Raw genomic sequence first — 20,391 nt, forward strand, 5'->3', positions numbered from 1 at the left:
CCATGAAGAGCCCCTTCCTCGTCGCGGTCGGCGGATTGTTGATCGTGTTGGGCGCGCTGATCGGGATCATGACGCTGCTCGATGAGAGGGCCTTCGATGCGCCCATTCTTGGCGTCATCTCCGTGCCGGCCGTGCTCGGCCTCCTTTTGGTGATGCTGGGACTGCGCAATCCCTACGCCGCCGCCCATCGCGACGTCATCACGCGCAAGGCCACCCCGAAGAACTTCTTCGTGGGCCTGGGGATCGTCCTCGGCAGCATCACCACCATCTATCTCTTCTACAACCTCATCCCCGTCATGCCGCAGCTCGTCGTCGTCGGAGCCATGCTCGGCGTGCCGGTGGGCATCTTCATCATGGCGTCCCTCTTCGCGGAGGCCTGCGCCCGGTGTGACCGGCTCCTCCAGCACATCCGCATCAGTGCCCCGCAGCCGAGGTTGGAGCGCATCGTGGAAAGCCTGCGCTCCGGCGACATGGACACCGCCCTGCAACTCATGGCCGCCCAGGCGCCCGAGCATTCGCCTCAGCTCGAGCTCGCCTTCTGTCCCTCGTGCCAGGCCACGGCGGTGTGCAAGACGGCCAAGGAGCCCGTGGTCCTGCGAGGCGCCAGCGCCACGCAATTCATCTCGGCGCTCCCACGGCTCCCCCACTCCCGAGTGGACTGACCGCAGACTACATCCGCTCGAGCCGGAACTGCTGGCAGTCGTTGTTGGACCAGATCCACTGCTGGATGTTGGCGCCATCCCCGCTGCTCCAGCAGTTGGCCACGTCGATCACCTTGCCGCTATGGCGCGCCTCGAACCTGTACCAACCATCGCCGATCAAGATGGGCTTGAACTGCTGGTTGGCCGCGTTGAAGGAGGTCCACTGCTGGATGTTGGCCCCGTCGGCGGTGCTCGGGCCGGCGACATCGAGCACCTTGCCGCTGTAGCGCGAGACGAACCGGGAGTAGCCGCTGTCGGTGGGCTCCATGGCCCACTGCTGGCTGGAGCCGGTGTGGCAGGCCCACTGGTGGATGTTGGCGCCATCCGAGGTGCTCGGACCGGCGACGTCCACGCACCGGCCGGTCGCCCTGTTCACGAGCCGGTAATACGCACGGGAGTCCCACTTGAACGAGGCCACCGAGCGGGGCGGGAGCGTGTAGTCGAAGGACTGGCCGGCCCAACGCACCTTGAAGGTGAGGGAGCTGGTCTCGTTGGAGTTCAGCGCCACCAGGGCCAGCGAACCATCCGGGTTCTTGAAGGCCACGGTCTCGATGTTGCCATTGCCCCGGGACGTCGAGCCGATGCGCACCGCGCCGGTCCGCACCACCTTCGCCAGGTGCCCCCAGCTATAATACTCCTCGTTCTTGGTATAGGTGCCCGTGGCCGTGTTCACGGTGATCATCCCGCGGCAGTCGACACAGCCACCCACGCGCGGGCCATGGTTCTGGTCGAGCGCGATGTTCCAGTACAGCGAGCTCTTCGCCCAGTTGCGCAACGGGCCGATGACGTTGTTCTGGAGCGTCCACTTCAGATTGCCGGCCTGGTTCGTCGCCCAGTCGCCACCGGAGCACTCGGTGAAGTGGACCTCCTTGTTGGGATAGGCGTTGCGGAAATCCGTCTGGAGGCTGTAGCTGCCGTCGGGGCTCTCGTAACAGTGATAGGCCACACCCGCCACCGACGAGAGCGCCTGGCTGTTGTTGTGGCTCATCACGTCGAACGGGAAGCGCGCGGGGCCGCCGTTGTCGTACCAGTTGTGATCCCACCCGAGGATCTTCACCGGCCCGAGCCCGGCGTTGTTCAGCGCGGGCCGCAGGTTGTGCGTCGCGAAGTTCGACTGGTCGTTCGGCTCCATCTGCATGGACGCGTAGGAGGAAGCCGCATGGTGCGGCTCGTTCTGCATGCTGACGGCGTACACCGGGAGGCCATGGCTGTCATAGGCCTGGAGGAAGCGCACGAAATAGTTGGCATACAGGCCATACAGATCATTGCGCAGATACCCGCCTCCCAGCAGCGAGTTGTTGAACTTCATCCAGGCGGGAGCGCTCCACGGCACGGCCATGAGCTTGAGCTCGGGATTGAGCTGCCGCGCCTGCTGCAGGAGCGGGATGATGTAGGCGGTGTCGTGGTTCACCGAGAAGTCATTCAGATCGCAGCAGGTGTCATCGTAGGTGTAGTGACTCCGTGCGAAGTCGGACGAGCCCATGGGCACCCGGACCAGGTTGTACCCGGCCCCACCCCCGACGCTGAACAGGTCGTTCATGATCGCGTTGCGCTGGGGTGAGTTGTAGATCACCCACGCGGAGGAATCCGTGAGCGCGCCGCCGAAGCCATCAATGCTCTGGTAGGTGGCCGCCTCGTTGATGTCGATCACCCTCGACGTGCCACTCTCGGGCCCGAAGCTCCTGGCCGGCTCGAGGCTGAGCCGCTTGGAGAGCACGTTGTTCGAGGTGGTCGTCAGCCAGACCTGGACGGACTCCCCGGCGGCCACCGCGCTCGTTGGAGAGAAGGTGCAGAAAAGAGCCGCGGCCGTGAGTCCGCGCCACGCGCTCCGGCGCTTGGAAATACCCATGTGCATAGGAAACCCCTGAAGTGAGAAGGTCCGCGCCAATTACAACCACGAACAGTCAAAATCCAGCGGTTTCCGCTTTATCGGGTTCAAACCCATTTCATATGAAAACGAGCGAAGAACGAGGGTGGTGACTCCAGACATCAGGTGGTGACTGCTGTCATCAGGCCATTCATGGCGAGGTGGTGACTGCTGTCACCAGCCGTTCGTGCTGGCAGGCAGCTCAAGCCCATGAAATCATGGAACCCGGCACATTCACGGAGGGCCGTGAAGAACTGGCACGCCAGCCGCAAAGGGACCGCCGCGGCGTCATCGCCCTATACGACCACTCGATTCACCCCCACAGGAAGCTCCACATGAACCGTACATTCCGCAGCCTGACCCTCGCGACGGCGCTGTTCGCCGCACCGGCCGCCCTCCTGCCCACCACCGCCGTGGCGGCCCCCGCCAAGGAGGCCGTGCCCATGCCCGACGCATCACCGGAGCTCCTCTCCGCGATGCAGCGGGACCTCGGACTCAACGGAGAGCAGGCCCGGCGCCGGCTGGTCAGCGAGGCGAAGGCCGCCCGCCTCGAGCAGAAGGCGCGCGAGAACCTGGGCACCACATTCGCCGGGGCCTGGCTCAACCAGGACGGCAGCACGCTCATCGTCGGCGTCACCGACGAGGCCAGCGCCCGCCAGGTGCGCACCCTCGGGGCCGAGCCCCGGCTGGTGGCCCGGAGCGAGAAGCAGCTCGACAAGGTGAAGTCGGCGCTGGACCGCAACTCCAAGCGCGCCGACAGGACCATCCACGGCTGGTACGTCGACCCCGTCACCAACAGCGTCGTCGTGTTCGTCCGGGACCCGTCCCTGTCGAGCGTCGGGAAGTTCATCGCCGACAGCGGCGCGGCCGACGGCTCGGTGCGCGTGGTCGCCTCCAGTGAGGAGCCCCGCCCCATGTACGATCTGCGCGGCGGTGATGCCTACTACCCGGGTAACTCGCGCTGCTCCATTGGCTTCTCCGTCCACGGAGGCTTCGTCACCGCGGGCCACTGCGGCGGCGTGGGCACCACCACCTCCGGCTCCAACGGCGTGGCGCAGGGCACCGTGCGCGGCTCGACCTTCCCCGGCGGTGACTACGGCTGGGTCCAGGTCAACTCCGCCTGGGCTTCCCAGCCCTGGGTGAACAACTACGCGGGCGGCATCGCCAACGTCGCCGGCTCCAACGAGGCCCCGATCGGCGCCTCCATCTGCCGCTCCGGCTCCACCACCGGCTGGCGCTGCGGCGTCATCCAGGCCAAGAACGTCACCGTCAACTACCCTCAGGGCGCCGTCTACGGCCTCACCCAGAGCAACGCCTGCTGCGAGGGCGGTGACTCCGGTGGCGCCTGGCTCTCGGGTGACCAGGCCCAGGGCGTGACCTCGGGCGGCGCGGGCAACTGCACCACGGGCGGCACCTCCTTCTTCCAGCCGCTCCGGCCCGTCCTGGCCACCTACGGCCTCACGCTCACCACCACGGGCGGCACCCCGGGCGGCCGGGCCATCGTCTCGAACTGGAATGGCAAGTGCATCGACATTCCCAACTCGAACACCACGGACGGCACCCCGCTCCAGATGTGGGACTGCAACGGCACCGGCGCCCAGAGCTGGACCTTCTACTCCGACGGCACCGTGCGGGCGCTCGGCAAGTGCATGGACGTGGCCTGGGGCTCGACGGCCAACGGCGCGGCCATCCAGCTCGTCGCCTGCAATGGCAACCCGGCCCAGAAGTTCGTGCTCAGCGGCGCGGGTGACCTCGTGAACCCGCAGGCCAACAAGTGCGTGGACATCAAGGAGTGGAACTCGGCCAGCGGTGCCCGGCTGCATACCTGGGAGTGCAGCGGCAACCTGAATCAGAAGTGGCACCTCCGCTAATCACTCAGCTTCGCCACCACCGCCTCCAGTTCCGCCACCCGGCGGGCGAGCTCCTCGGGCCCGCCCGCCGGTAGCGCCGGGGGCGGCTCGCGCCGCGCGAGCGGGGACAGATGCGGATCGCTCTTCCAGAAGTCCATTCCCATCTCGACGGCCTTGTCCACCGAGCACACCACCAGCCGGACCTGAATGGTGAGCAGTTCCACGTCCAGCAGTTTGATTTTGATATCGCCCGCGACCACCAATCCCTTGTCGAGGACGCGGTCCAGCACATCCGCGAGCGTGGCGTTGCGAGGGCCCTGGATGATGCGTTGTGACGTCATGCGTCCTCCTCACAGCAGCTTGCCGAGCGGGCCCAGGTCCAGGTTCAGGTCTTCTTCCGTGAGCCCGAACTCCAGACGGAGCCGCTCGATCTCCTCCGACTGACGCATCAGGGCCGTCCCCAGTCTTTCAATCTCCTCGTCACGCAGCGAGCCGCCCTCCATGCGGCGGATGGCCTGCTTCTCGAGCAGCTCGTGCAGCAGCTTCACCAGGGTGAGCACCAACTGCCCGAGCCCGTTCTTCAGCTTGCCCTCGTCCAGCGAGAGCCGCCGCACGGGAGGAGCGCTCTGCTGCTGGAGGACCGCCTCCCACCCGCTTCCCACGCCGTTCATGCCGTCCCTCCGCCGGGCGGGGACGGGACGAGTCCCGCGCGCCGCGCCGTATCCGTCGAGCACAGGACCAGTTGCAGGCCGAGGTAGACCAGATCCACATCCGCCACCGACAGGACGATGTCTCCGCGCAGCGCCACGCCCTTGTGGAGCACCCGGTCGAGCGCCTCACAGAGGGACAGCGACTCGGACTCCTCGAGCCGCACCTCGTCTCCGAGCCTTTCCAGTTCCAGGGTCACGCCGCCCTCTCTTCATCGCCCTCGGCGGCCTCGGCCTCCTCCTGGCTCGCGAGGATGGCGTCGAGCCGATCCAGCACCTCCGCCTCCCGCGCCTCGAACTCCTCCTCCGAGAGCTGGCCGGCCTCGAGCAACTGGTACAGCTCGCCCAGCCGCGTCTTGAGCGCCTCCTCTTCCCGCTCCTGCTCCTGGCCCATGGCTTCGTCGACCTTCCGGGCAACCCAGAGCAGGCCATGCAGCGGTGAGAACAGAATGTCGTCGATGAGCAACATCTTCACTCCTGCGCTGGCGTGGCCGGAAGCTTCAGCTCCGTGAAGCTGTGCGGGGCCCACGGACCGTTGAATTCGAAGGTGAAATGATCATCGAAGCCCTCCGCGGCGGCTTCGACCAGCTTCTCGAAGGTCTCCAATCCCTCTCGTGGCAGCAGACAGGAAAGGCTCATCACCTCGTTCTCCCCACGCGTCGTGTTCCACTTCAGCTCGATGCCCCGCTCCCGGAGCACCGCCGCCACGCGCTCGGAGTGCGCCTGCCGATCCGCTTCGCGGAGGTTCTCGAACAGCTTTCCCACCTCGATCAGCTCCTCGCGGCCGATATCGTGGCGGCCCTTCATGCGATCCCGGGCCGCCCCCAGCTCGGGGTGGGCGGCGACGAAGTAGTCGAAGAGGTTCGAGGTGCTCCAGCGCACCTTGAGCCCCATCTCCACCTTGCCCGCGACGTGGCCGAGCTGCGCCCGGAACAACTCCTCGTTCTCGAGCAACCGGGCGCGCACGGCCTCATCGCTCCGGGCGACGAGGCCGAACGCCGCTGGCAGCACGGTGGTGTGCTCCATCAAGCGCCGCAGGACCGCTTGATGCGCCAGGACATGCTTGCGCTCAGGCCGGAGGCGCGCCCGGCCCACCCTGCTCACCACCGCCGAGATGTCCCCGGCGGTGATGCGGTAGACCTCGCCGCCCTCGATACCCGTCAAACCCTTCTCTCCGGCACCTGCTCCGCCGGCAAGTACGGCATAGAGATACGTGCCTCCAGCCTGAGCGCTCATCATCTCCCGGACTCCCTTCGTGTTGTCGTGATGAGGGTTCGTTCCGCTACACGCCCATCGCCACCGCGGGCGCGCCAGCCGCCGCCATCGCCGGAGCCGGCATCGGCAGGGCCGCGTTCTTGCCCTCGTGGAGGGCGCTGCTGGTGCCAGCCGTCAGACCGATCGCCGCCGCGTACTTCAGATACGTCTCGACCGAGGCGATCACCACACGCGCCTCCACCGAGAGGATCTGGATGCCCACGAGCGAAACCGTGGCCCACACATCGATCACGATGCCCTTATCCAAGATGATGCTGATCACTTCCGCGAGGCTGGACGAATCGGTCGACTTCGTGATGGCCGCCATGACTGCCTCCTGGTTGTCGTGTTGGGCTCGGACCGTGGTTCCCGTCCTTGCTTGCCTTCACGATTAGCAGGAGTGCCTGACATGTCTTTCAATGGACAGACTCATGCCACGAAATTGAAGGGCGGCCACGGACCGCTCAGCGCGAGTTCTGTATGACTTTGAACAGGGATTGACGGCACCGCCATGCGGAACGCGAGGACCTGCTCGCGCGGCACCAGGAAATACAGTGAGCAGAGCGCGGGCTCGCCCGGGCGCGGGGCCGGAAGCTCCATGCGGTGCTCCCTGCACAGCGGCGCCACCTTCGACAACAAGGCCTGCTCCAGCTCCACGCACCGGTCGCGCAGCCGGTTCTCCGCGGAATAGTGCCGCCGCCGCGCCTCGAGGTAATCGGCACCCGAGCGGCTCATCGGCTTCACGGCCGTCTCCGGCGCGGTGGGCGGAGGCGCGGAGAGCAGCGCTCGCACTCCCAGTTCCACGCAACCCGCGATCCGAGTGAGTGCACGTTGATAGGTCTCCCGTTGCTCGTCGAGATGCGCGCGCACCGCGGCCTCTCCCGAGAGCACGCTGCCAAAGCGCATCGGCAGCACATCGGCCACGGCGTGCTGCGAGCGGATGACACGCTCGTATCCGAGCAGCTCCGCTTTCGTTGGCGCGTCCACCCGCCCGGGCTCCGCGAGGGGTGAGACCACGGCCGCCAGCCCGCCGTGCACGATGCGCAGGAGCCCACCCGCTTGCCCTTCGCGCGGCAACGCAGCCGACGCGTCCGCGATGCAATAGAGCAGCAGTCTGGTCCCGTCAGTCATGCGTCCGCACCTCGTTCCCGTCGCCGGGCACATCCCCGAGTCGCGGCGCGAAGTTGTAGGCCGGCCAGGGCCCTCGCGCTGACAGGTGCAGGCCGCGCGCCGACAGTGGCTCTGCCAGGGGTTCGAGCCGCCTGGCCAGCTCCGCCTCCGCGCCTCGCGGCACGAGGAGCGCCCAGTGAAAAGCGCCCTCCCGTCCTGGCTCGTCCGGGTTCCTCGGAGGGGGCCGCAGGGAGTGCCGTTCGAGCACCAGTCCCTCGAGGGCCCGTGAGATGTCCGCCTGGATCTCCTGGGCCCACCCGCGTGCCGCGCGCACCGCGTCCTTGCGCAGCTTCTGCTCCATGAGATAGCGCGCCCCCGCCTGCGCCGGCAGCTTCGCCACGCGAGGGTCGGCGGCGAACATCGCCTCCTCGCAGGCCCTCACATCCAGCGAGCCCTGGAGCGACCACTCCTCCTCGTGCGCCGCCTTCTCGATGAAGGCAGAGATCCGCGCCCGCTCGCGCCGGAGCAGGGCCTCGAGCCGCTCCGCCGACGAGAACAGGCACCCGAAGCGCAGCGGCAGCACCGGGGAGGCAGCCATCATCTGCTCGATGACCGCCTCGTGGCGCAGGGCGCGCGGCCCGAGCCAGCCCAGGTCCTTCAAGTGGGCCTCGCCCGCCTCCCCCGTCCATTCGTGAAGTGGCACCTCGCAGCAGATGGCGGCGATGTCCTCGTGCACCTTCGCGTCGAGGCCGTGGTCCACCGCCACTCCGGCCGCACCCGCGCGCGCGAAGCAGAAGACGTACAGCCCCACGCCTTCATCACCCGTGGAACGGGCGGTCTCTCTTGCGTTCATGGTGCCCCGGAGTGTCCCACCCGCCTCCGACAGGAATGGGGTGCTCCGCGAGCGCCATGCCGTCAGGAGCGGGGCAGGCCCTCCCGGGCGGAGGGCCGGTGTGTTGGCTCCTGGATAGGGGACAGTTCGCCCATGACGTGCGGCTGGCCGTCCTCGGACTTCACGCGGTAGGCGACGGCGCCGTCCCGCTGCGCCGCTGTCTGGAAGACCACTCGCGAGGGCAGCAGAAGCGGCCGGCGGAACACCGAGGACAATGTGAGGGCGGGAGCCTCGGCCGCCTCGCCCAGCTCCACCACGCAGCGGCCCACGGTCCACATGCCGTGCGCGATGGCGCGTGGGAATCCGAAGAACCGCGCCGAGAGGGCGTGCAGGTGGATGGGGTTGTAATCCCCCGAGGCCCGCGCGTAGCGCCGCCCGGTGTCCTCGGGCACCGTCCAGGGCGCGGGGCGGCTCTGGGCAAAGAGCGCGTCCTCCTCCGAGACAGCGGCCGTGGAGCCCGCTGGCCGCTCCTCGCGCGGGCGCTCACCGGTGCCGGGCAGTCGGCGCAGCATCGTGGTGACGGCGCTCCACACGAGCGCCCCGCCCTCCTCCACCTGGGTGTGCAGATCCAACTCGCGTCCCAGCCGGACCTCGCGCTGGCCCTCCACCCACGCGAGCACCGAGAGCGAGGCTCCCTCCGCCAGCCGCCGGTACTGTTGGATGTGGTTGCGCACGTGGATCATCCCGAGCAGCCGGTAGGGGAACTCGGGGCGGTTGAGCAGGGCGAGGTGGAGCGGCGCGGCGAGCACCTGGGGAAAGGGCAGCGGCAGGTGACCGTCCGCCGGGAAGCCGCACACCTCGCGGTAGAGCGCGAGCTGCCGGGGGTCCGGCGTGAAGTGACGCACGCGTACCTCGAGCCGGGGCACCTCGCCCGGGCGCGCGGGACGGCGGGCCACGGCGGCTCGCAGCAGTTCCACGGCGAGGGACGGAGGTTCGGTGAGCTCGAGGACTGGCGGAGAGACGGACAAGGGGGCTCCTGCGGTGTCTGGGTATTTGGCCGGGTTGTCGCTCCCGCTCAAGTGACCCCACTGGGGTGAGCTTGCGTCCACAGCGGGCGCAGGCCAACACCTTGGCGCAAGTGGGGCCTATTCGTCCCGCAGGGCCGATGCGAGGTCTGCCCAGAGCTCCTCGACATTCTCGATTCCGACGCTCAATCGGAGGAGTGAAGGGGGCAGGTGCTCCTGGCCGGGGATGCCGGCACGGCGCTCAATCGTCGACTCGACGGCACCCAAGCTGGTGGCGTGATGAATGAGCCTGACCCGCGAACACACCGCGTCGGCCGCCGCGGCGTCGCCGCGAACGTCGAACGAGATGATGGTGCCGAAGCCTTTCAACTGAGCGCGCGCGACCGGGTGTGTCGGGTGGCTGCTCAGTCCCGGGTACCGGGTAAGGGCGACACGCGGATGTGCCTGCAGGCGCTCCGCGAGGACCATGGCGTTGGCCTGGGCTCGCTCGAGCCTGAGCGCCATCGTGCGTGCGCCACGCACCGCGAGGTATGACTCGAGTGCACCGGGAGTGGCTCCGTTCAACTCACGCGAGCGCCGCAGGGCCGTGCGGAGGTCGTCACGCCTCACGGTGACCACCCCCGAGAGAAGGTCTGAGTGCCCCCCGATGAACTTGGTTGCCGACTGGAAGGAGACGTCAGCGCCCAGGTCGAGCGGCCGCTGATTCAGGGAAGTCGCGAACGTATTGTCGACGGCCACGAGGGCGGTTGGCTTCCGGGCGGCCGAACAGATGGCGCGCACATCGGCCACGGCCAGCAACGGATTCGACGGAGACTCCAGCCAGATGAGGTCCGCGTCCGCGCAGGCCCGTATCCACCCCGCCGTATCGTCGACCGCCAGTCTGCGGAGACTCCAGAAGCCCTTTTGCTTCCCGAGCTCAGCGAGCCCGGCCACGCCCTGATAGCAATCGTCCGGGAGAACGACCTGCGACCCGACGCGCAGTTGGTCGAAGACCGCGGCGATGCCGGCCATGCCCGAGGCGAACGCGACGGTATGACCTCCTTCCAAGAGCCCGACGATCTCCTCGAGCGCTTCCCACGTGGGCGTGCCGTCGTCTCGTGCGTAGGCGCGCTCGGTACCGAGGACGAAATTCGAGGCTGGAACGGGCGGCCGGTTCAGCGGCGCCCCAGGGCGCCGGTCGCGTCCCGCCGCGACGAGCAGGGATTCGGCTGACGAGATCCCCGCGAGAGGTAGGTCCGTGCTCATGCTCTCGAAGGTACACCTCGGTCGCCAGGAAATGCAGTAACCCCCGTTTCGACCGGGCAGAGGCCGGTTCAGCAGGGGACAGCATTCCCTGAAGAGGATCAGCCGACGGTGTAGATGCGGCGGTGCTCGCGGATCTCCGCGAGGCGGAACTCCCCCGGCGCCGGGGTCAACGACTCCGGCGCGTCCGAGGCGAGCCGCATGATGCGCTCGTACTCCTCAATCGAGACGCGCTCCCGCTTCGCGAGCACCGACTCCACGTCCGCCTGGACCATCCGCCTCGCGGCCGCCTGCCCCTCCACGCCCGAGTAGAACTCCGCGGCGCAGCCACTGCCGTAGGACAGAATCACCCGGAGGAGGCGGAAGCACTGAAAACAAGGGGTTGGCGGCCGGCTCCTCTCCGAGCGGGAGGGCCAGGGCTCGCTGCGGCACGCATACGGACATACCCACCTTCCTGGCACCAGAGGCACGGCAGGAGGCGGAAGATGGTTCTCAATCTGAAGAAGCGACTCGCGGTGGCCGGGGCGGTGCTCGGGGCTTCGCTGTTCACGTTGGCGGTGGCCAACGCGCAGCTCGATCCCAACACGGGTGCACCTGGCTCGCCCGGCATCTCCCCGACGCCCCCGGGGCTCTCGCCTCAACCGGGTGTCTCGCCTTCTCCGGGGAGCGTGCCGAGCCCGACGCCGTCCCCCTATGACAGCCAGGATGGCGGCCTCGGGGGCTCGGGCATCACGCCGTCCTACCCCTCGCCGTTCGAGACGAACGACGCGGGGATGGGCGGCTCCGGCGGGCTCATGCCTCCACCGATCCTCGGTCCGCTGGACGCGGGGCTGCGCTAGCCGAGGCGAACCGCAGCAAGGCCTCGGCGGCACGGACCGCGCCGCCGCCCTCGCGCACGGAGTCCTGGAACCGGGCGACGCGCTCACGCCAGGCGGGCTCGGTGTCCAGCCGCTCCACGAGTTCGCGCAGCCGCTTCGGGTCCGTCAAGCCCTCGGTGAGCGAGAGCCCCAGCCCGAGCTCGGAGACGCGCTCGGCGAAACGCAACTGTCTTCCAATCAACACTTCCAGCAGAGGGGTCCGGGGCGGTGCGGACCCTTCGGCACCATGAACGCCCGCGCGGATGAGCCGCGCCGGGTGGAGGTGCACGTGCGTCGATTCATCGTAGGTGTCTCGCTGGCATTGGGCCTGGGCGTGGGTTTCGCCGCCGGGGCGGGGACCGGAGCGGAAACCGGGGTGGTGGACCGCGGCGGTTCCGCGACCATCTGCATGGAGCCGTGTGACGAGCACTGCCGGGAGATGGGCTACTCCGACGGCTACTGCTCCGGGCGCAGGTGCGTCTGCGTCGAGTGAACGCTCCCGCTCCCTGCGCAGAGCCGCCAGACGTTGCGTTGGCTCAGTGGGCGCGCGGGCCCGCGAGGGTCTTCTCGAGCGTCCCTGACGCGCGCAGCTCACGGATGGCATCCATGATGGAGCGGCACTCGCCATCCGAGTTGTAGAAGTGCGGCGAGATGCGGATGCCCCCGTTGGGCCGCCAGTCCACCACGAAGCCCTGCGCGATGAGGCGCTGGCACGCGTCCTCGCTGCCCTCGAAGTCCAGGCACACCGTGTTGCCCCGCCGGTGGGGCGCGCGGGGCGTGTTCACCTTCAGCCCCTGCTCGTCCGCCAGCGCCATCAACAGGGACGTCTGCCGCAGCGACTTCTCGCGGATGGCCGCCACGCCCACCTCGCGGATGATCTCATAACCCGCGCGCGCCGCGTGCAGCGCGGGCACCGACGGCGAGCCGCCCATGAAGCGGTGCGCGTCCGCCGCGTACTCCACATCACCGAAACGGAAGTCGAACGGGTGCGCGTCCGAGAACCACCCCGTCATCCTCGGCTTGAAGTCCGGGATGATGTCCTGGCGCGCGTAGAGGTACGCCGCCCCGGGGCCGCCGCACAGCCACTTCACGCTGCCGCCCACCAGGAAGTCCACCCCGAGCTTCCCGCACGTCGATGGGCACCGCGCCCGTGGCCTGGTAGCAGTCGAGAATCACCAGCGCGCCGTGCCGATGCGCCTTCTCGATGACCGGCTTCACGTCCACCAGCCCCGAGGAGCGGAACAGCACCAGGTCCAGCGACACCACCAGCGTCTCGTCATCGATGGCGGCGAGCAGATCCTCCGTCTCGACGTTCAGCCCGCCGTCGCGGCTCTTCACCGCCTCGATGCGGGCGCCGCTCCTGCGCTGGGCCATCCAGTTGTAGACGACCGAGGGGAAGTTCAGCTCGGTGAGCACCACCTTGTTGCGCCGGCCCGAGAAGGACAGGCCCGAGATGAGCACGGAGATGAGCGTGCTCACGTTCTGGTGCATCGTCATGGTGCCCGGCGGGGCGTTGATGATGGAGCCGAGCAGGTCCGCCGTCTGCGCCACCATGGGCAGCCACGTGTGCCACGCCACCACGCCCTCGGTCTCCCAGAGGTCCGCGTAGTCGTTGAGGTACTGGCGCGCCTTGCGAGGCATCGCGCCCAGCGAGTTGTTGATGAGGTAGCCGGCCTTGCGCTCGAGGATGGGGAACTCCGAGCGCCACTTCAGCAACGAATCGGTCTGGGCGGGAGGCATGCCACTGCCCAACACGCCTCATGCCCGGGGTCCTTTCCGCGAGGACCCCGGGTTCCCTCTCCGAGCAGGACTACCGGCCCGACGGGCGGGCGGCCTTGCGGCGCGATTTCGTCGCGGACTTTTTCGCGGGAGCCACCTCGCGGTCCCACGTGCCGGAGCGGCCGCCGGACTTGTGGTCGAGCTGCACCTGCTCCATCACCATGCCCCGGTCCACGCTCTTGCACATGTCGTAGACCGTGAGGGCCGAGGCGCATGCCGCCGTGAGCGCCTCCATCTCCACGCCCGTGCGGTCCACCGTGCGCACCGTCACGCGGATCTCCAGTGCGTCCTTCTGGGGCTCCAACTGCACCTCCACCCCGGAGAGCGCGATGGGATGGCACAGGGGAACGATGTCCGGCGTCCGCTTGGCCGCCATCACACCCGCCAGACGGGCGGCCGCCAGGACGTCCCCCTTCTCTACCTTCCCCTGAAGAATCCGCTCCAGCGTCGCGGGAAGCATGCGCAGCCGGGCGGTGGCCACGGCCACGCGCTCGGTCTTCTCCTTCCCACCCACGTCCACCATCTTCACCGGTTCATCGCCTCCGACACCGCGGCGAGCAAGTCGTCCGCGATGTCATCCGGGTCTTCCAGGCCCACCGAGACGCGGATGAGGCTCTCGCCGATCCCGGCCGCCTGCCGCTCCTCGGGCGTCATCCGCCGCGCGCTCGCGCTCGCCGCGTGCATCACCAGCGTGCACACGTCCCCGAGCGACGGCGCCGCCCTCGCCAGCTTCACCGCCTCCAGGAAGCGGAAGCAGTCCGGCCGGCCCGCGCCTCGGATATCAAAGGCCACCATGCCGCCGAAGCCCCCCTCCAGCACCTGCTTCGCCACCGCGTGGTCCGGGTGGCCGGGCAGTCCCGGGTAGTGCACGCGCTCGACGAGCGGGGACTCGGAGAGCCGCTTCGCCACGTGGGCCGCGTGCTCGCAGTGGGCCTTCATGCGGATGGGCAGCGTGCGCACCCCGCGCAGGGTGAGCCACGCCTCGAAAGGCCCCAGCACCTCACCGCCCAGCAGGCGCGCGGCCCGCAGCGGCGCCAGCTTCTCCCGGGTGCCGCTCACCGAGCCGCCCAGCGCGTCGCTGTGCCCGTTGAGCCACTTCGTCGTGGACTGGATGGCGTAGTCCGCCCCCAGCTCGCACGAGCGCTGCCCGTACGGAGACGGGAAGGTCGCATCCACCGCCAACGCCGCCCCCACCTCCCGGCACGCCCGCGCCAGCACCCGGATGTCCGGCACGCGCAGCAGCGGGTTGGTGACGCTCTCGGCCAGCACCAGCTTCGGGCGCAGCGCGACGATGCGCTCGGCCGCCGCCGCGTCGGTGAGGATGAGCGCCTCGATGCGCACCCCGTTCCGCGCCGCCAGGTTCTTGAAGAGCGACCGGGTGACGCCGTAACCGTCCGCCGGCATCACCACCACGTCGCCGGCCTTCAGGTTCTGCGCCTCGAAGACGGCCTTGAGGGCAGCCATGCCGCTCGCGTAGGCCACGCAGGCCTCCGCGCCCTCCAGCGCCGCCACCGCCTCCTCCAGCAGCGCCGCGTTGGGGGCGGCGATGCGCGAATAGACGTAGTCCTTGCCATCCAGCGCCGCATCCAGCTCGTCGCTGTTGTCGAAGTAGCTCACCGCCGACACGTGGATCGGCGGCACCACCGGCTGGGACTTGCTGCCCGTCAACTGCGAGCCCGCGTGCACCGCCACCGTCTTCCGCTTCGTGCTCATGGATGTCTCCCGGGTGCCCCGCCGCGCCTACTCGCCGTGCTCGATGAGCCAGCGCTCGGCGTCGATGGCCGCCATGCAGCCCGTGCCCGCCGCGGTGACGGCCTGCCGGTAGTAGCTGTCCTGCACGTCGCCGCAGGCGAACACGCCCTCGATGTTGGTGCGGGTGCTGCCCGGCACCGTCTTCAGGTAGCCGGAATGGTGCGTCTCCAGTACGCCCTGGAAGAGGCCCGTGTTGGGCGTGTGGCCGATCGCCACGAACAGGCCCGTGGCCGCCACCAGCTTCGTGTCGTTCGTCTTCAGGTTGCGCACCACCGCGCCCGTCATCCCCTTGGCGTCGCCCATCACCTCGTCGACGGCGCTGTCCCACAGGAAGGAGATCTTCGGGTTGTTGAGCGCCCGGTCCTGCATCACCTTCGAGGCGCGCAGGCTGTCGCGCCGGTGCACCACCGTGACGCTCTTGACGATCTTCGCCAGGTAGGTGGCCTCCTCCATCGCCGTGTCGCCGCCGCCCACCACCAGCACGTCCTGGTTCTTGAAGAAGGCGCCGTCACACGTGGCGCAGGCGGACACACCCCGGTTCTTGTAGGTGTCCTCGCCCTTCACTCCCAGCCACTTCGCGGTCGCACCCGTGGCGATGATGACTGTCTCCGAGTAGCAGCTCTGGCTCTCGCCCTCGATGAAGAAGGGGCGCTTGGAGAAGTCCACCTTCACCACGTTCTCCATGTGGATGACGGTGCCGAAGCGCTCGGCCTGCTTCTGGAAGCGCTCCATCATCTCCGGGCCCGTAATACCCTCGGGGAAACCGGGGTAGTTCTCCACGTCCGTGGTGACCATGAGCTGGCCGCCCGGCACGCGCTGGGGGTCCTCCAGGGTGGGGCCACCCGAGAACATGACGGGCTGCAGGTTGGCACGCGCGGCGTAGATGGCCGCGGTGTAGCCTGCGGGCCCCGAGCCGATGATGGTCACCTTGTTGATCTTCTCCGCCACGTCGTCGCTCCTGTGTTTCCGTGAAATGGGGGCGCCACCGTACCAGAGCCCCCATGGGTCGTGGTACGAACCAGCGCCACAATGGATGCCGCGATCCTCCAGAAGGTTGCGCTCTTCGAGGGCCTCACCCAGAGTCAATTGCTGCGGGTAGCGGCGATCGCTCGACCCCGGGGCCACGAGGCGGGCGCCTGCTTGTTCCGCGAGGGGGAGACCGGCCGGGACATGTTCATCATCCTGGAAGGCAAGGTCCGCATCTCCCAGCAGGTGCCCGGCATGGGCGAGGAGGCGCTCGCCATCCTGGAAAAGGGCCAGTATTTCGGGGAGATGTCCGTCATCGAGGACATCCCCCGCTCGGCCGACGCCTATGCCCACACCTCGTGCACCCTGTGGGTCATCGAGCGCGAGCAGTTGGACCACCTGATGTTCACGGACAAGGACCTGGCCTACGTGCTGCTGTGGAGCTTCGTCCGCACCCTCTCCGTGCGTCTGCGCGAGACGAACGAGAAGATGAAGACGTTCCTGGCGCTGTCGCGTTTCTGACGCGCCGCCTTCCCCCGGCCGGGCCGCCTCCCGCCCGGTGGCCTGGGGTCCCACCAGGGTGTCGGAGGTGTGAGAGGGGGAGCCCCACTCCGCGTGAGCCCCGGATACACTGGGTCCGGGCGTCCCTCCGCGCCCCCGGGTCTCCCCCCTCCATGCTCCCCCCTCCCCTTCCGCCCGATGAAACGAGGCGTCTGGTGAAAGCCGGCCTCGGCGCCCGCGCCCGAGGCCGAGCAGCCCCGTGTGCTGCACATCCCCGCCGCCCAGAGGTTCCCCATGACGATTCGCAAGGTGCTGCTCGTGGACGACGAGGACGACATCCGCACCATCGGCCAGCTCAGCCTCGGCCGCGTGGGCGGCTGGCAGACGGTGCTCGCCGCCTCGGGCGCCGAGGCCGTCACCAAGGCCGCCGCCGAGCAGCCGGACCTCATCCTCCTGGACGTGATGATGCCGGGCATGGACGGGCCCACCACCCTGGGCCAGTTGCGCGCCCAGGCCTCCACCGCCCAGACGCCCGTCATCTTCATGACGGCCAAAATCCAGAAGCAGGAAGTGGCGCGCTACCTGGAGCTGGGCGCCGTGGGGGTCATCGGCAAGCCGTTCGATCCCATGACCCTGCCCGCGGAAATCAAGAAGCTGCTGCCGCCCGCCTGAGGTCCCCGTGAAGACCCGTCTGTCCAAACGCTCCATCGTGCTCGCGGCGGGGGCGCTCGCGCTCCTGTGCGTGCTCTTCGCCCTGGGCCGTCCGATGCGGGCCGACGAGCATGACAGCTACCGGACCCGGCTGCGCCAGCTCCGCGTCCTGAGCGCCGAGGTGGAGCAGGATCTCCTGCGAGCCCACGTGGGCCTGCCCCGGCAGCATGGCGCGCCGAGGGAGGAGCTCGCCGGGTTGCGCACCCGGGCGGAGGAGCTGCGCGCCTTCCCGTCCTTCCTGACGGAGCCGGAGCGGCGGACGCTGGGCGCCGTGCTGGACGACTACCTGCGCGCCCTCGCGGACGAGGAGGCCCTGCTGGTGCGCCTCCAGGCCCAGCAAGGCGCCGAGGCCGAGACCACGCTCCGCGAGCTGCTGGACAGCCCCGCCAGCCCCGAGGCCGAGCGGCTCATCACCACCTACCTCCAGCTCTACGAAGGGGCCCTGGCGCGCGCCGAGCGCTTCCGCATCATCCTCTTCGCCGTCTCGCTGCTGCTCGTCGCCTTCGTCCTGGTGGTGCTGTTCCGGCTGGCGCGCACGGGGGCCGCGCTCGACGCCCTCAACGCGCAACTGGAGGCACGTGTGGAGGAGCGCACCGCGGCCCTCTCCACCGCCAACGCGGAGCTGCGCGAGAGCGAGGCCCGCAAGGCGGCCATCCTGGAGAGCGCCCTCGACGGCATCATCTCCCTGGACGAGGCGAGCCGCATCCAGGAGTTCAACCCCTCGGCCGAGTCCATCTTCCGGCTGCCACGGGCCCAGGCGTTGGGCCGGGACTTCCTGTCGCTGGCCCTGGCCGCCACCGTGAAGCCCGAGCAGCGCGCCACGGTGGCCCGCGCGCTCCGGGCCGACGCCGCCCCCGGCCGCGCCACCCGCCTGGAGCTGCAGGGGCTGCGCGCCGACGGCGGCACCTTCCCCGCCGAGCTCACCCTCTTCCGGGTGCGCAGCGAGGGCCCCCCGCGCTTCACCACCTACGTGCGCGACATCACCGAGCGCCGCGAGGTGGAGCGGATGAAGAATGAATTCGTCTCCACCGTCAGCCACGAGCTGCGCACGCCCCTCACCTCCATCCGCGGCTCGCTGGGCCTGCTGGAAGGCGGCATCCTCGGCGAGCTGCCCGCCCAGGCCCAGGACATGGTGCGCATCGCCCGCACCAACACCGAGCGCCTCATCCGCCTCATCAACGACATCCTCGACCTGGAGAAGATGGAGTCCGGCAAGCTGGAGCTGAAGCTCCAGTCCGTGGAGACGGCCGAGGTCATCGACGCCACCTTCAGCGGGGTACGGGGCATGGCGGACGCGGCACGGGTGAGCCTGCGCGCCGACGCGGTGGGCGCGGGCCCGGTGCGGGCGGACCGGGACCGGCTCATCCAGGTGCTCACCAACCTCGTCTCCAACGCCATCAAGTTCTCCCCTCCGGACAGCGAGGTGGCGGTGCGGGCCGCCCGGGATGCTCGCGGCCAGGTGCGCTTCTCCGTGGTGGACCAGGGGCCGGGCATTCCCCTGGATCAGCGCGGCCGGCTCTTCGGCAAGTTCCAGCAACTGGACAGCTCGGACACGCGCACCAAGGGCGGCACCGGCCTGGGCCTGGCCATCTCCCAGGCCATCGTCGAGCAGCACGGCGGCCGCATCGAGGTGCACAGCGAGCCGGGCCAGGGTGCCACCTTCACCTTCTCGCTGACGGCGCTGCGCGTGGGCTCGGGCCCCAACTCCGTCGTGATGGACGAGTCGCGCTACACCGTGCTCGCGGTGACGCAGGACTCGGAGCTGTCCGGCCTGCTGCGCGGCCTGCTCACCCAGGAGGGCTACCGCGTGCTGCGCAGCCCCACCCTGCAGGAGGCGGAAAAGCTCATCGAGGTGGGCGCGCCGGACATGCTGGTGCTGGACGCGCAGTGCATGGACGGCAGCGAGCTGGAGCTCGTCCGCAAGCTGCGTGAGGAGCCGCGCACCCGGGAGCTGCCGGTGCTGATGCTGGCGGGGCGCTCGTCCCAGCAGGAGGGTGTCGTCCAGCCGCTGCTGGTGGACTGGATGGAGAAGCCCTTCGACGAGACGCGCTTCCTCCTGGCGCTGCGCCACGCCATCCGCCGGCCGGGCCAGGCGCGGGTGCTCATCGTGGACGATGACGTGAGCACGCGCCAGGTGCTGCGCGCCCAACTGGAGCGGCTGGGCGTGGCCTGCTACGAGGCCGAGGACGGAGAGGGCGCGGTGGCGCTGGCGCGCACGACGCCGCCGGACCTCATCGTCCTGGACGTGGGCCTGCCCCGGCTGGATGGCTTCGAGGTGGTGGACATCCTCCGCCAGGGCAAGGGCCGTGGCACGCCGCTCATCGTCTTCACCGGGCGCGAGCTGTCGTCGGTGGACCAGAACCAGCTCACGCTCGGCATCACCCGCCACCTCACCAAGGCGCGCACGTCCGAGGACGAGCTGCTGGCCTCCGTGAGGGAGCTGCTCAACGGCCTGCTGGCCCGCAGACAGGGCGGCGAGGAGCCGCGCAAGGAGACCTCATGAGCCGGGGAACGCTCCTCTTCCTCGAGGACGACGCGCACCTGCAGTCGCTCGTCTCCGCCGCCCTGAGCGAGCGGGGCTATGAGGTGGAACCGGCGCGCACCGTGAAGGAGGCGCGCACGGTGCTGGCCTGCATCCGGGTGGATGCCGCCATCGTGGACGGCCTGCTGCCGGAGGTGCGGGAGGGGGACTTCCTCCAGGAGCTGCGCCAGAAGCACCCCGCCCTACCCCTCCTCCTGGCCTCCGCCTTCTGGAAGGACCCCCGGAGCCAGGAGGCCCTCACCCGGCAGCTCGAGGTGCCGCGCGTGCTGAACAAGCCCTACACGCCCCAGGAGCTGCTCCTCCGGGTGGAGCAGATGCTGGCGGTGAGGCCCCCGCCCCGGCCGCCCGTGGCCCAGACCGAGGCACAGGACTCCAGCGATGACCTGGACGCCACCTTCCGGGCCCTGAGCGCCGGGTACGCCGCCCGCCTGGGTGAGAAGCTGCGGGAGTTGGCGGCGGCGCTGGAGCGGGCGCGGGCCGGGAGCGCCGAGGCCCTGGACGAGGCGTACCAGCTCGCCCACAAGCTGCATGGGACGGCGGGCTCCTACGGCCTCCACGCGGTGAGCGGAGCGGCGTGGCACCTGGAATCGCTGCTGCGGCGGGCCCGTGACGGGAAGGGAACCGCGGACTGGAAGGCCCTGGAAGCGGCGTGGCAGGCACTCCGGAAGACCGGGGACTGATGGCGCCGAGCCGGC

25 protein-coding genes and 1 pseudogene are annotated in these 20,391 nt (G+C 69.2%); 8 read left to right on the forward strand and 18 right to left on the reverse strand.

The genetic code is table 11. The features are described from left to right. Positions 1–2 precede the first annotated feature (2 nt). Positions 3–662 (forward strand): hypothetical protein, encoded by a 660-nt coding sequence (locus ACN28I_RS16885; protein ID WP_420943031.1) that lies wholly within the window; start codon positions 3–5, stop codon positions 660–662. 7 nt (positions 663–669) lie between these two features. On the opposite strand, the gene ACN28I_RS16890 is transcribed toward ACN28I_RS16885, so the two are convergent. Further along, positions 670–2,550: an RICIN domain-containing protein gene (locus tag ACN28I_RS16890; protein ID WP_420943032.1), complete on the reverse strand. Its 1,881-nt coding sequence runs from the start codon at positions 2,548–2,550 to the stop codon at positions 670–672. A 353-nt stretch (positions 2,551–2,903) separates the two neighbouring features. Between ACN28I_RS16890 and ACN28I_RS16895 the strand changes: the two genes are divergently transcribed. Beyond that, positions 2,904–4,439: a ricin-type beta-trefoil lectin domain protein gene (locus tag ACN28I_RS16895; protein ID WP_420943033.1), complete on the forward strand. Its 1,536-nt coding sequence runs from the start codon at positions 2,904–2,906 to the stop codon at positions 4,437–4,439. Here ACN28I_RS16895 and gvpJ (ACN28I_RS16900) read toward each other — a convergent pair. From gvpJ (ACN28I_RS16900) to ACN28I_RS16950, 11 genes and pseudogenes are all read right to left on the reverse strand, one after another. After that, positions 4,436–4,759: a gas vesicle protein GvpJ gene (gvpJ, locus tag ACN28I_RS16900; protein WP_420943034.1), complete on the reverse strand. Its 324-nt coding sequence runs from the start codon at positions 4,757–4,759 to the stop codon at positions 4,436–4,438. The two genes, ACN28I_RS16895 and gvpJ (ACN28I_RS16900), sit on opposite strands and share 4 nt — an antisense overlap. A 9-nt stretch (positions 4,760–4,768) precedes the next feature. Continuing rightward, a complete protein-coding gene (locus tag ACN28I_RS16905; protein ID WP_420943035.1) occupies positions 4,769–5,089 on the reverse strand; it encodes a gas vesicle protein K in 321 nt (106 codons plus the stop codon). Further along, positions 5,086–5,325, reverse strand: coding sequence for a gas vesicle protein (locus tag ACN28I_RS16910; RefSeq protein WP_420943036.1), 240 nt, complete (start codon positions 5,323–5,325; stop codon positions 5,086–5,088). The genes ACN28I_RS16905 and ACN28I_RS16910 overlap by 4 nt, the downstream gene beginning before the upstream one ends. Then, complete coding sequence (locus ACN28I_RS16915) at positions 5,322–5,594, reverse strand: gas vesicle protein GvpG (RefSeq protein ID WP_420943037.1); 273 nt, start codon at positions 5,592–5,594, stop codon at positions 5,322–5,324. The genes ACN28I_RS16910 and ACN28I_RS16915 overlap by 4 nt, the downstream gene beginning before the upstream one ends. A 2-nt stretch (positions 5,595–5,596) precedes the next feature. After that, positions 5,597–6,364, reverse strand: a complete 768-nt coding sequence (locus ACN28I_RS16920; protein WP_420943038.1) for a GvpL/GvpF family gas vesicle protein — start codon at positions 6,362–6,364, stop codon at positions 5,597–5,599. A gap of 136 nt (positions 6,365–6,500) precedes the next feature. Next, positions 6,501–6,707, reverse strand: a pseudogene (gvpJ, locus tag ACN28I_RS16925) (gas vesicle protein GvpJ); the annotation flags it as partial. A gap of 101 nt (positions 6,708–6,808) precedes the next feature. Further along, on the reverse strand, positions 6,809–7,510 hold the full coding sequence (locus ACN28I_RS16930) for a GvpL/GvpF family gas vesicle protein (RefSeq protein ID WP_420943039.1): 702 nt from the start codon (positions 7,508–7,510) through the stop codon (positions 6,809–6,811). Next, on the reverse strand, positions 7,503–8,342 hold the full coding sequence (locus tag ACN28I_RS16935) for a GvpL/GvpF family gas vesicle protein (RefSeq protein WP_420943040.1): 840 nt from the start codon (positions 8,340–8,342) through the stop codon (positions 7,503–7,505). The genes ACN28I_RS16930 and ACN28I_RS16935 overlap by 8 nt, the downstream gene beginning before the upstream one ends. Before the next feature lie 62 nt (positions 8,343–8,404). Then, positions 8,405–9,349, reverse strand: a complete 945-nt coding sequence (locus ACN28I_RS16940; protein ID WP_420943041.1) for a MaoC/PaaZ C-terminal domain-containing protein — start codon at positions 9,347–9,349, stop codon at positions 8,405–8,407. A 117-nt stretch (positions 9,350–9,466) separates the two neighbouring features. Beyond that, positions 9,467–10,591 (reverse strand): trans-sulfuration enzyme family protein, encoded by a 1,125-nt coding sequence (locus ACN28I_RS16945; RefSeq protein WP_420943042.1) that lies wholly within the window; start codon positions 10,589–10,591, stop codon positions 9,467–9,469. Between the two features lie 98 nt (positions 10,592–10,689). Beyond that, positions 10,690–10,938 carry a hypothetical protein gene (locus tag ACN28I_RS16950; RefSeq protein WP_420943043.1) on the reverse strand — a complete coding sequence of 83 codons (249 nt, stop codon included), beginning with the start codon at positions 10,936–10,938 and terminating at the stop codon, positions 10,690–10,692. 135 nt (positions 10,939–11,073) lie between these two features. On the opposite strand from ACN28I_RS16950, the gene ACN28I_RS16955 reads away from it, so the two are divergent. Continuing rightward, positions 11,074–11,427: a hypothetical protein gene (locus ACN28I_RS16955; RefSeq protein WP_420943044.1), complete on the forward strand. Its 354-nt coding sequence runs from the start codon at positions 11,074–11,076 to the stop codon at positions 11,425–11,427. On the opposite strand, the gene ACN28I_RS16960 is transcribed toward ACN28I_RS16955, so the two are convergent. Next, positions 11,381–11,632, reverse strand: a complete 252-nt coding sequence (locus ACN28I_RS16960) for a hypothetical protein (RefSeq protein WP_420943045.1) — start codon at positions 11,630–11,632, stop codon at positions 11,381–11,383. The genes ACN28I_RS16955 and ACN28I_RS16960 overlap by 47 nt on opposite strands. Positions 11,633–11,734: 102 nt before the next feature. On the opposite strand from ACN28I_RS16960, the gene ACN28I_RS16965 reads away from it, so the two are divergent. Further along, entirely contained in the window at positions 11,735–11,938 is a 204-nt protein-coding gene (locus ACN28I_RS16965; RefSeq protein WP_420943046.1) for a hypothetical protein, read from the forward strand. Between the two features lie 43 nt (positions 11,939–11,981). Here ACN28I_RS16965 and ACN28I_RS16970 read toward each other — a convergent pair whose 3' ends face one another. The 5 genes from ACN28I_RS16970 to trxB form a co-directional block, all read right to left on the reverse strand. Next, complete coding sequence (locus ACN28I_RS16970; RefSeq protein ID WP_420948654.1) at positions 11,982–12,527, reverse strand: aminotransferase class V-fold PLP-dependent enzyme; 546 nt, start codon at positions 12,525–12,527, stop codon at positions 11,982–11,984. Continuing rightward, on the reverse strand, positions 12,409–13,185 hold the full coding sequence (locus ACN28I_RS16975) for an aminotransferase class V-fold PLP-dependent enzyme (protein WP_420943047.1): 777 nt from the start codon (positions 13,183–13,185) through the stop codon (positions 12,409–12,411). Before ACN28I_RS16975 ends, ACN28I_RS16970 begins: the two co-directional genes overlap by 119 nt. A gap of 70 nt (positions 13,186–13,255) precedes the next feature. After that, positions 13,256–13,753: a cyclic pyranopterin monophosphate synthase MoaC gene (moaC, locus tag ACN28I_RS16980; RefSeq protein WP_420943048.1), complete on the reverse strand. Its 498-nt coding sequence runs from the start codon at positions 13,751–13,753 to the stop codon at positions 13,256–13,258. Continuing rightward, a complete protein-coding gene (locus ACN28I_RS16985) occupies positions 13,750–14,937 on the reverse strand; it encodes a trans-sulfuration enzyme family protein (protein ID WP_420943049.1) in 1,188 nt (395 codons plus the stop codon). The genes moaC and ACN28I_RS16985 overlap by 4 nt, the downstream gene beginning before the upstream one ends. Positions 14,938–14,964: 27 nt before the next feature. Beyond that, entirely contained in the window at positions 14,965–15,924 is a 960-nt protein-coding gene (trxB, locus tag ACN28I_RS16990) for a thioredoxin-disulfide reductase (protein ID WP_420943050.1), read from the reverse strand. A gap of 81 nt (positions 15,925–16,005) precedes the next feature. Here trxB and ACN28I_RS16995 point away from each other — a divergent pair, with 81 nt between their 5' ends. The 4 genes from ACN28I_RS16995 to ACN28I_RS17010 all read left to right on the forward strand — a co-directional run bounded on the left by ACN28I_RS16995 (position 16,006) and on the right by ACN28I_RS17010 (position 20,376). Next, the gene (locus ACN28I_RS16995; RefSeq protein WP_420943051.1) at positions 16,006–16,464 is read left to right on the forward strand and encodes a cyclic nucleotide-binding domain-containing protein; all 459 of its coding nucleotides are present in this window, start codon (positions 16,006–16,008) and stop codon (positions 16,462–16,464) included. Between the two features lie 273 nt (positions 16,465–16,737). Then, positions 16,738–17,115, forward strand: a complete 378-nt coding sequence (locus tag ACN28I_RS17000; RefSeq protein ID WP_420943052.1) for a response regulator — start codon at positions 16,738–16,740, stop codon at positions 17,113–17,115. 7 nt (positions 17,116–17,122) lie between these two features. Beyond that, positions 17,123–19,657, forward strand: coding sequence for an ATP-binding protein (locus ACN28I_RS17005; protein WP_420943053.1), 2,535 nt, complete (start codon positions 17,123–17,125; stop codon positions 19,655–19,657). Beyond that, positions 19,654–20,376 (forward strand): response regulator, encoded by a 723-nt coding sequence (locus tag ACN28I_RS17010; protein ID WP_420943054.1) that lies wholly within the window; start codon positions 19,654–19,656, stop codon positions 20,374–20,376. The genes ACN28I_RS17005 and ACN28I_RS17010 overlap by 4 nt, the downstream gene beginning before the upstream one ends. Positions 20,377–20,391: the final 15 nt, after the last annotated feature.

The sequence above is a fragment of the Archangium gephyra genome (assembly GCF_049060025.1).
GTDB classification, from domain to species: domain Bacteria; phylum Myxococcota; class Myxococcia; order Myxococcales; family Myxococcaceae; genus Archangium; species Archangium gephyra_A.

Coding starts and splice junctions, on each gene's coding strand:
- ACN28I_RS16920 (WP_420943038.1), bottom strand. CDS start 6,364: ATGATGAGCGCTCAGGCTGGAGGCACGTATCTCTATGCCGTACTTGCC.
- ACN28I_RS16915 (WP_420943037.1), bottom strand. CDS start 5,594: ATGTTGCTCATCGACGACATTCTGTTCTCACCGCTGCATGGCCTGCTC.
- ACN28I_RS16945 (WP_420943042.1), bottom strand. CDS start 10,591: ATGAGCACGGACCTACCTCTCGCGGGGATCTCGTCAGCCGAATCCCTG.
- ACN28I_RS17000 (WP_420943052.1), top strand. CDS start 16,738: ATGACGATTCGCAAGGTGCTGCTCGTGGACGACGAGGACGACATCCGC.
- ACN28I_RS16985 (WP_420943049.1), bottom strand. CDS start 14,937: ATGAGCACGAAGCGGAAGACGGTGGCGGTGCACGCGGGCTCGCAGTTG.
- ACN28I_RS16975 (WP_420943047.1), bottom strand. CDS start 13,185: ATGCCTCCCGCCCAGACCGATTCGTTGCTGAAGTGGCGCTCGGAGTTC.
- ACN28I_RS16905 (WP_420943035.1), bottom strand. CDS start 5,089: ATGAACGGCGTGGGAAGCGGGTGGGAGGCGGTCCTCCAGCAGCAGAGC.
- ACN28I_RS16935 (WP_420943040.1), bottom strand. CDS start 8,342: ATGAACGCAAGAGAGACCGCCCGTTCCACGGGTGATGAAGGCGTGGGG.
- gvpJ (WP_420943034.1), bottom strand. CDS start 4,759: ATGACGTCACAACGCATCATCCAGGGCCCTCGCAACGCCACGCTCGCG.
- ACN28I_RS16885 (WP_420943031.1), top strand. CDS start 3: ATGAAGAGCCCCTTCCTCGTCGCGGTCGGCGGATTGTTGATCGTGTTG.
- ACN28I_RS16995 (WP_420943051.1), top strand. CDS start 16,006: ATGGATGCCGCGATCCTCCAGAAGGTTGCGCTCTTCGAGGGCCTCACC.
- ACN28I_RS16890 (WP_420943032.1), bottom strand. CDS start 2,550: ATGGGTATTTCCAAGCGCCGGAGCGCGTGGCGCGGACTCACGGCCGCG.
- ACN28I_RS16955 (WP_420943044.1), top strand. CDS start 11,074: ATGGTTCTCAATCTGAAGAAGCGACTCGCGGTGGCCGGGGCGGTGCTC.
- ACN28I_RS16895 (WP_420943033.1), top strand. CDS start 2,904: ATGAACCGTACATTCCGCAGCCTGACCCTCGCGACGGCGCTGTTCGCC.
- ACN28I_RS16930 (WP_420943039.1), bottom strand. CDS start 7,510: ATGACTGACGGGACCAGACTGCTGCTCTATTGCATCGCGGACGCGTCG.
- ACN28I_RS17010 (WP_420943054.1), top strand. CDS start 19,654: ATGAGCCGGGGAACGCTCCTCTTCCTCGAGGACGACGCGCACCTGCAG.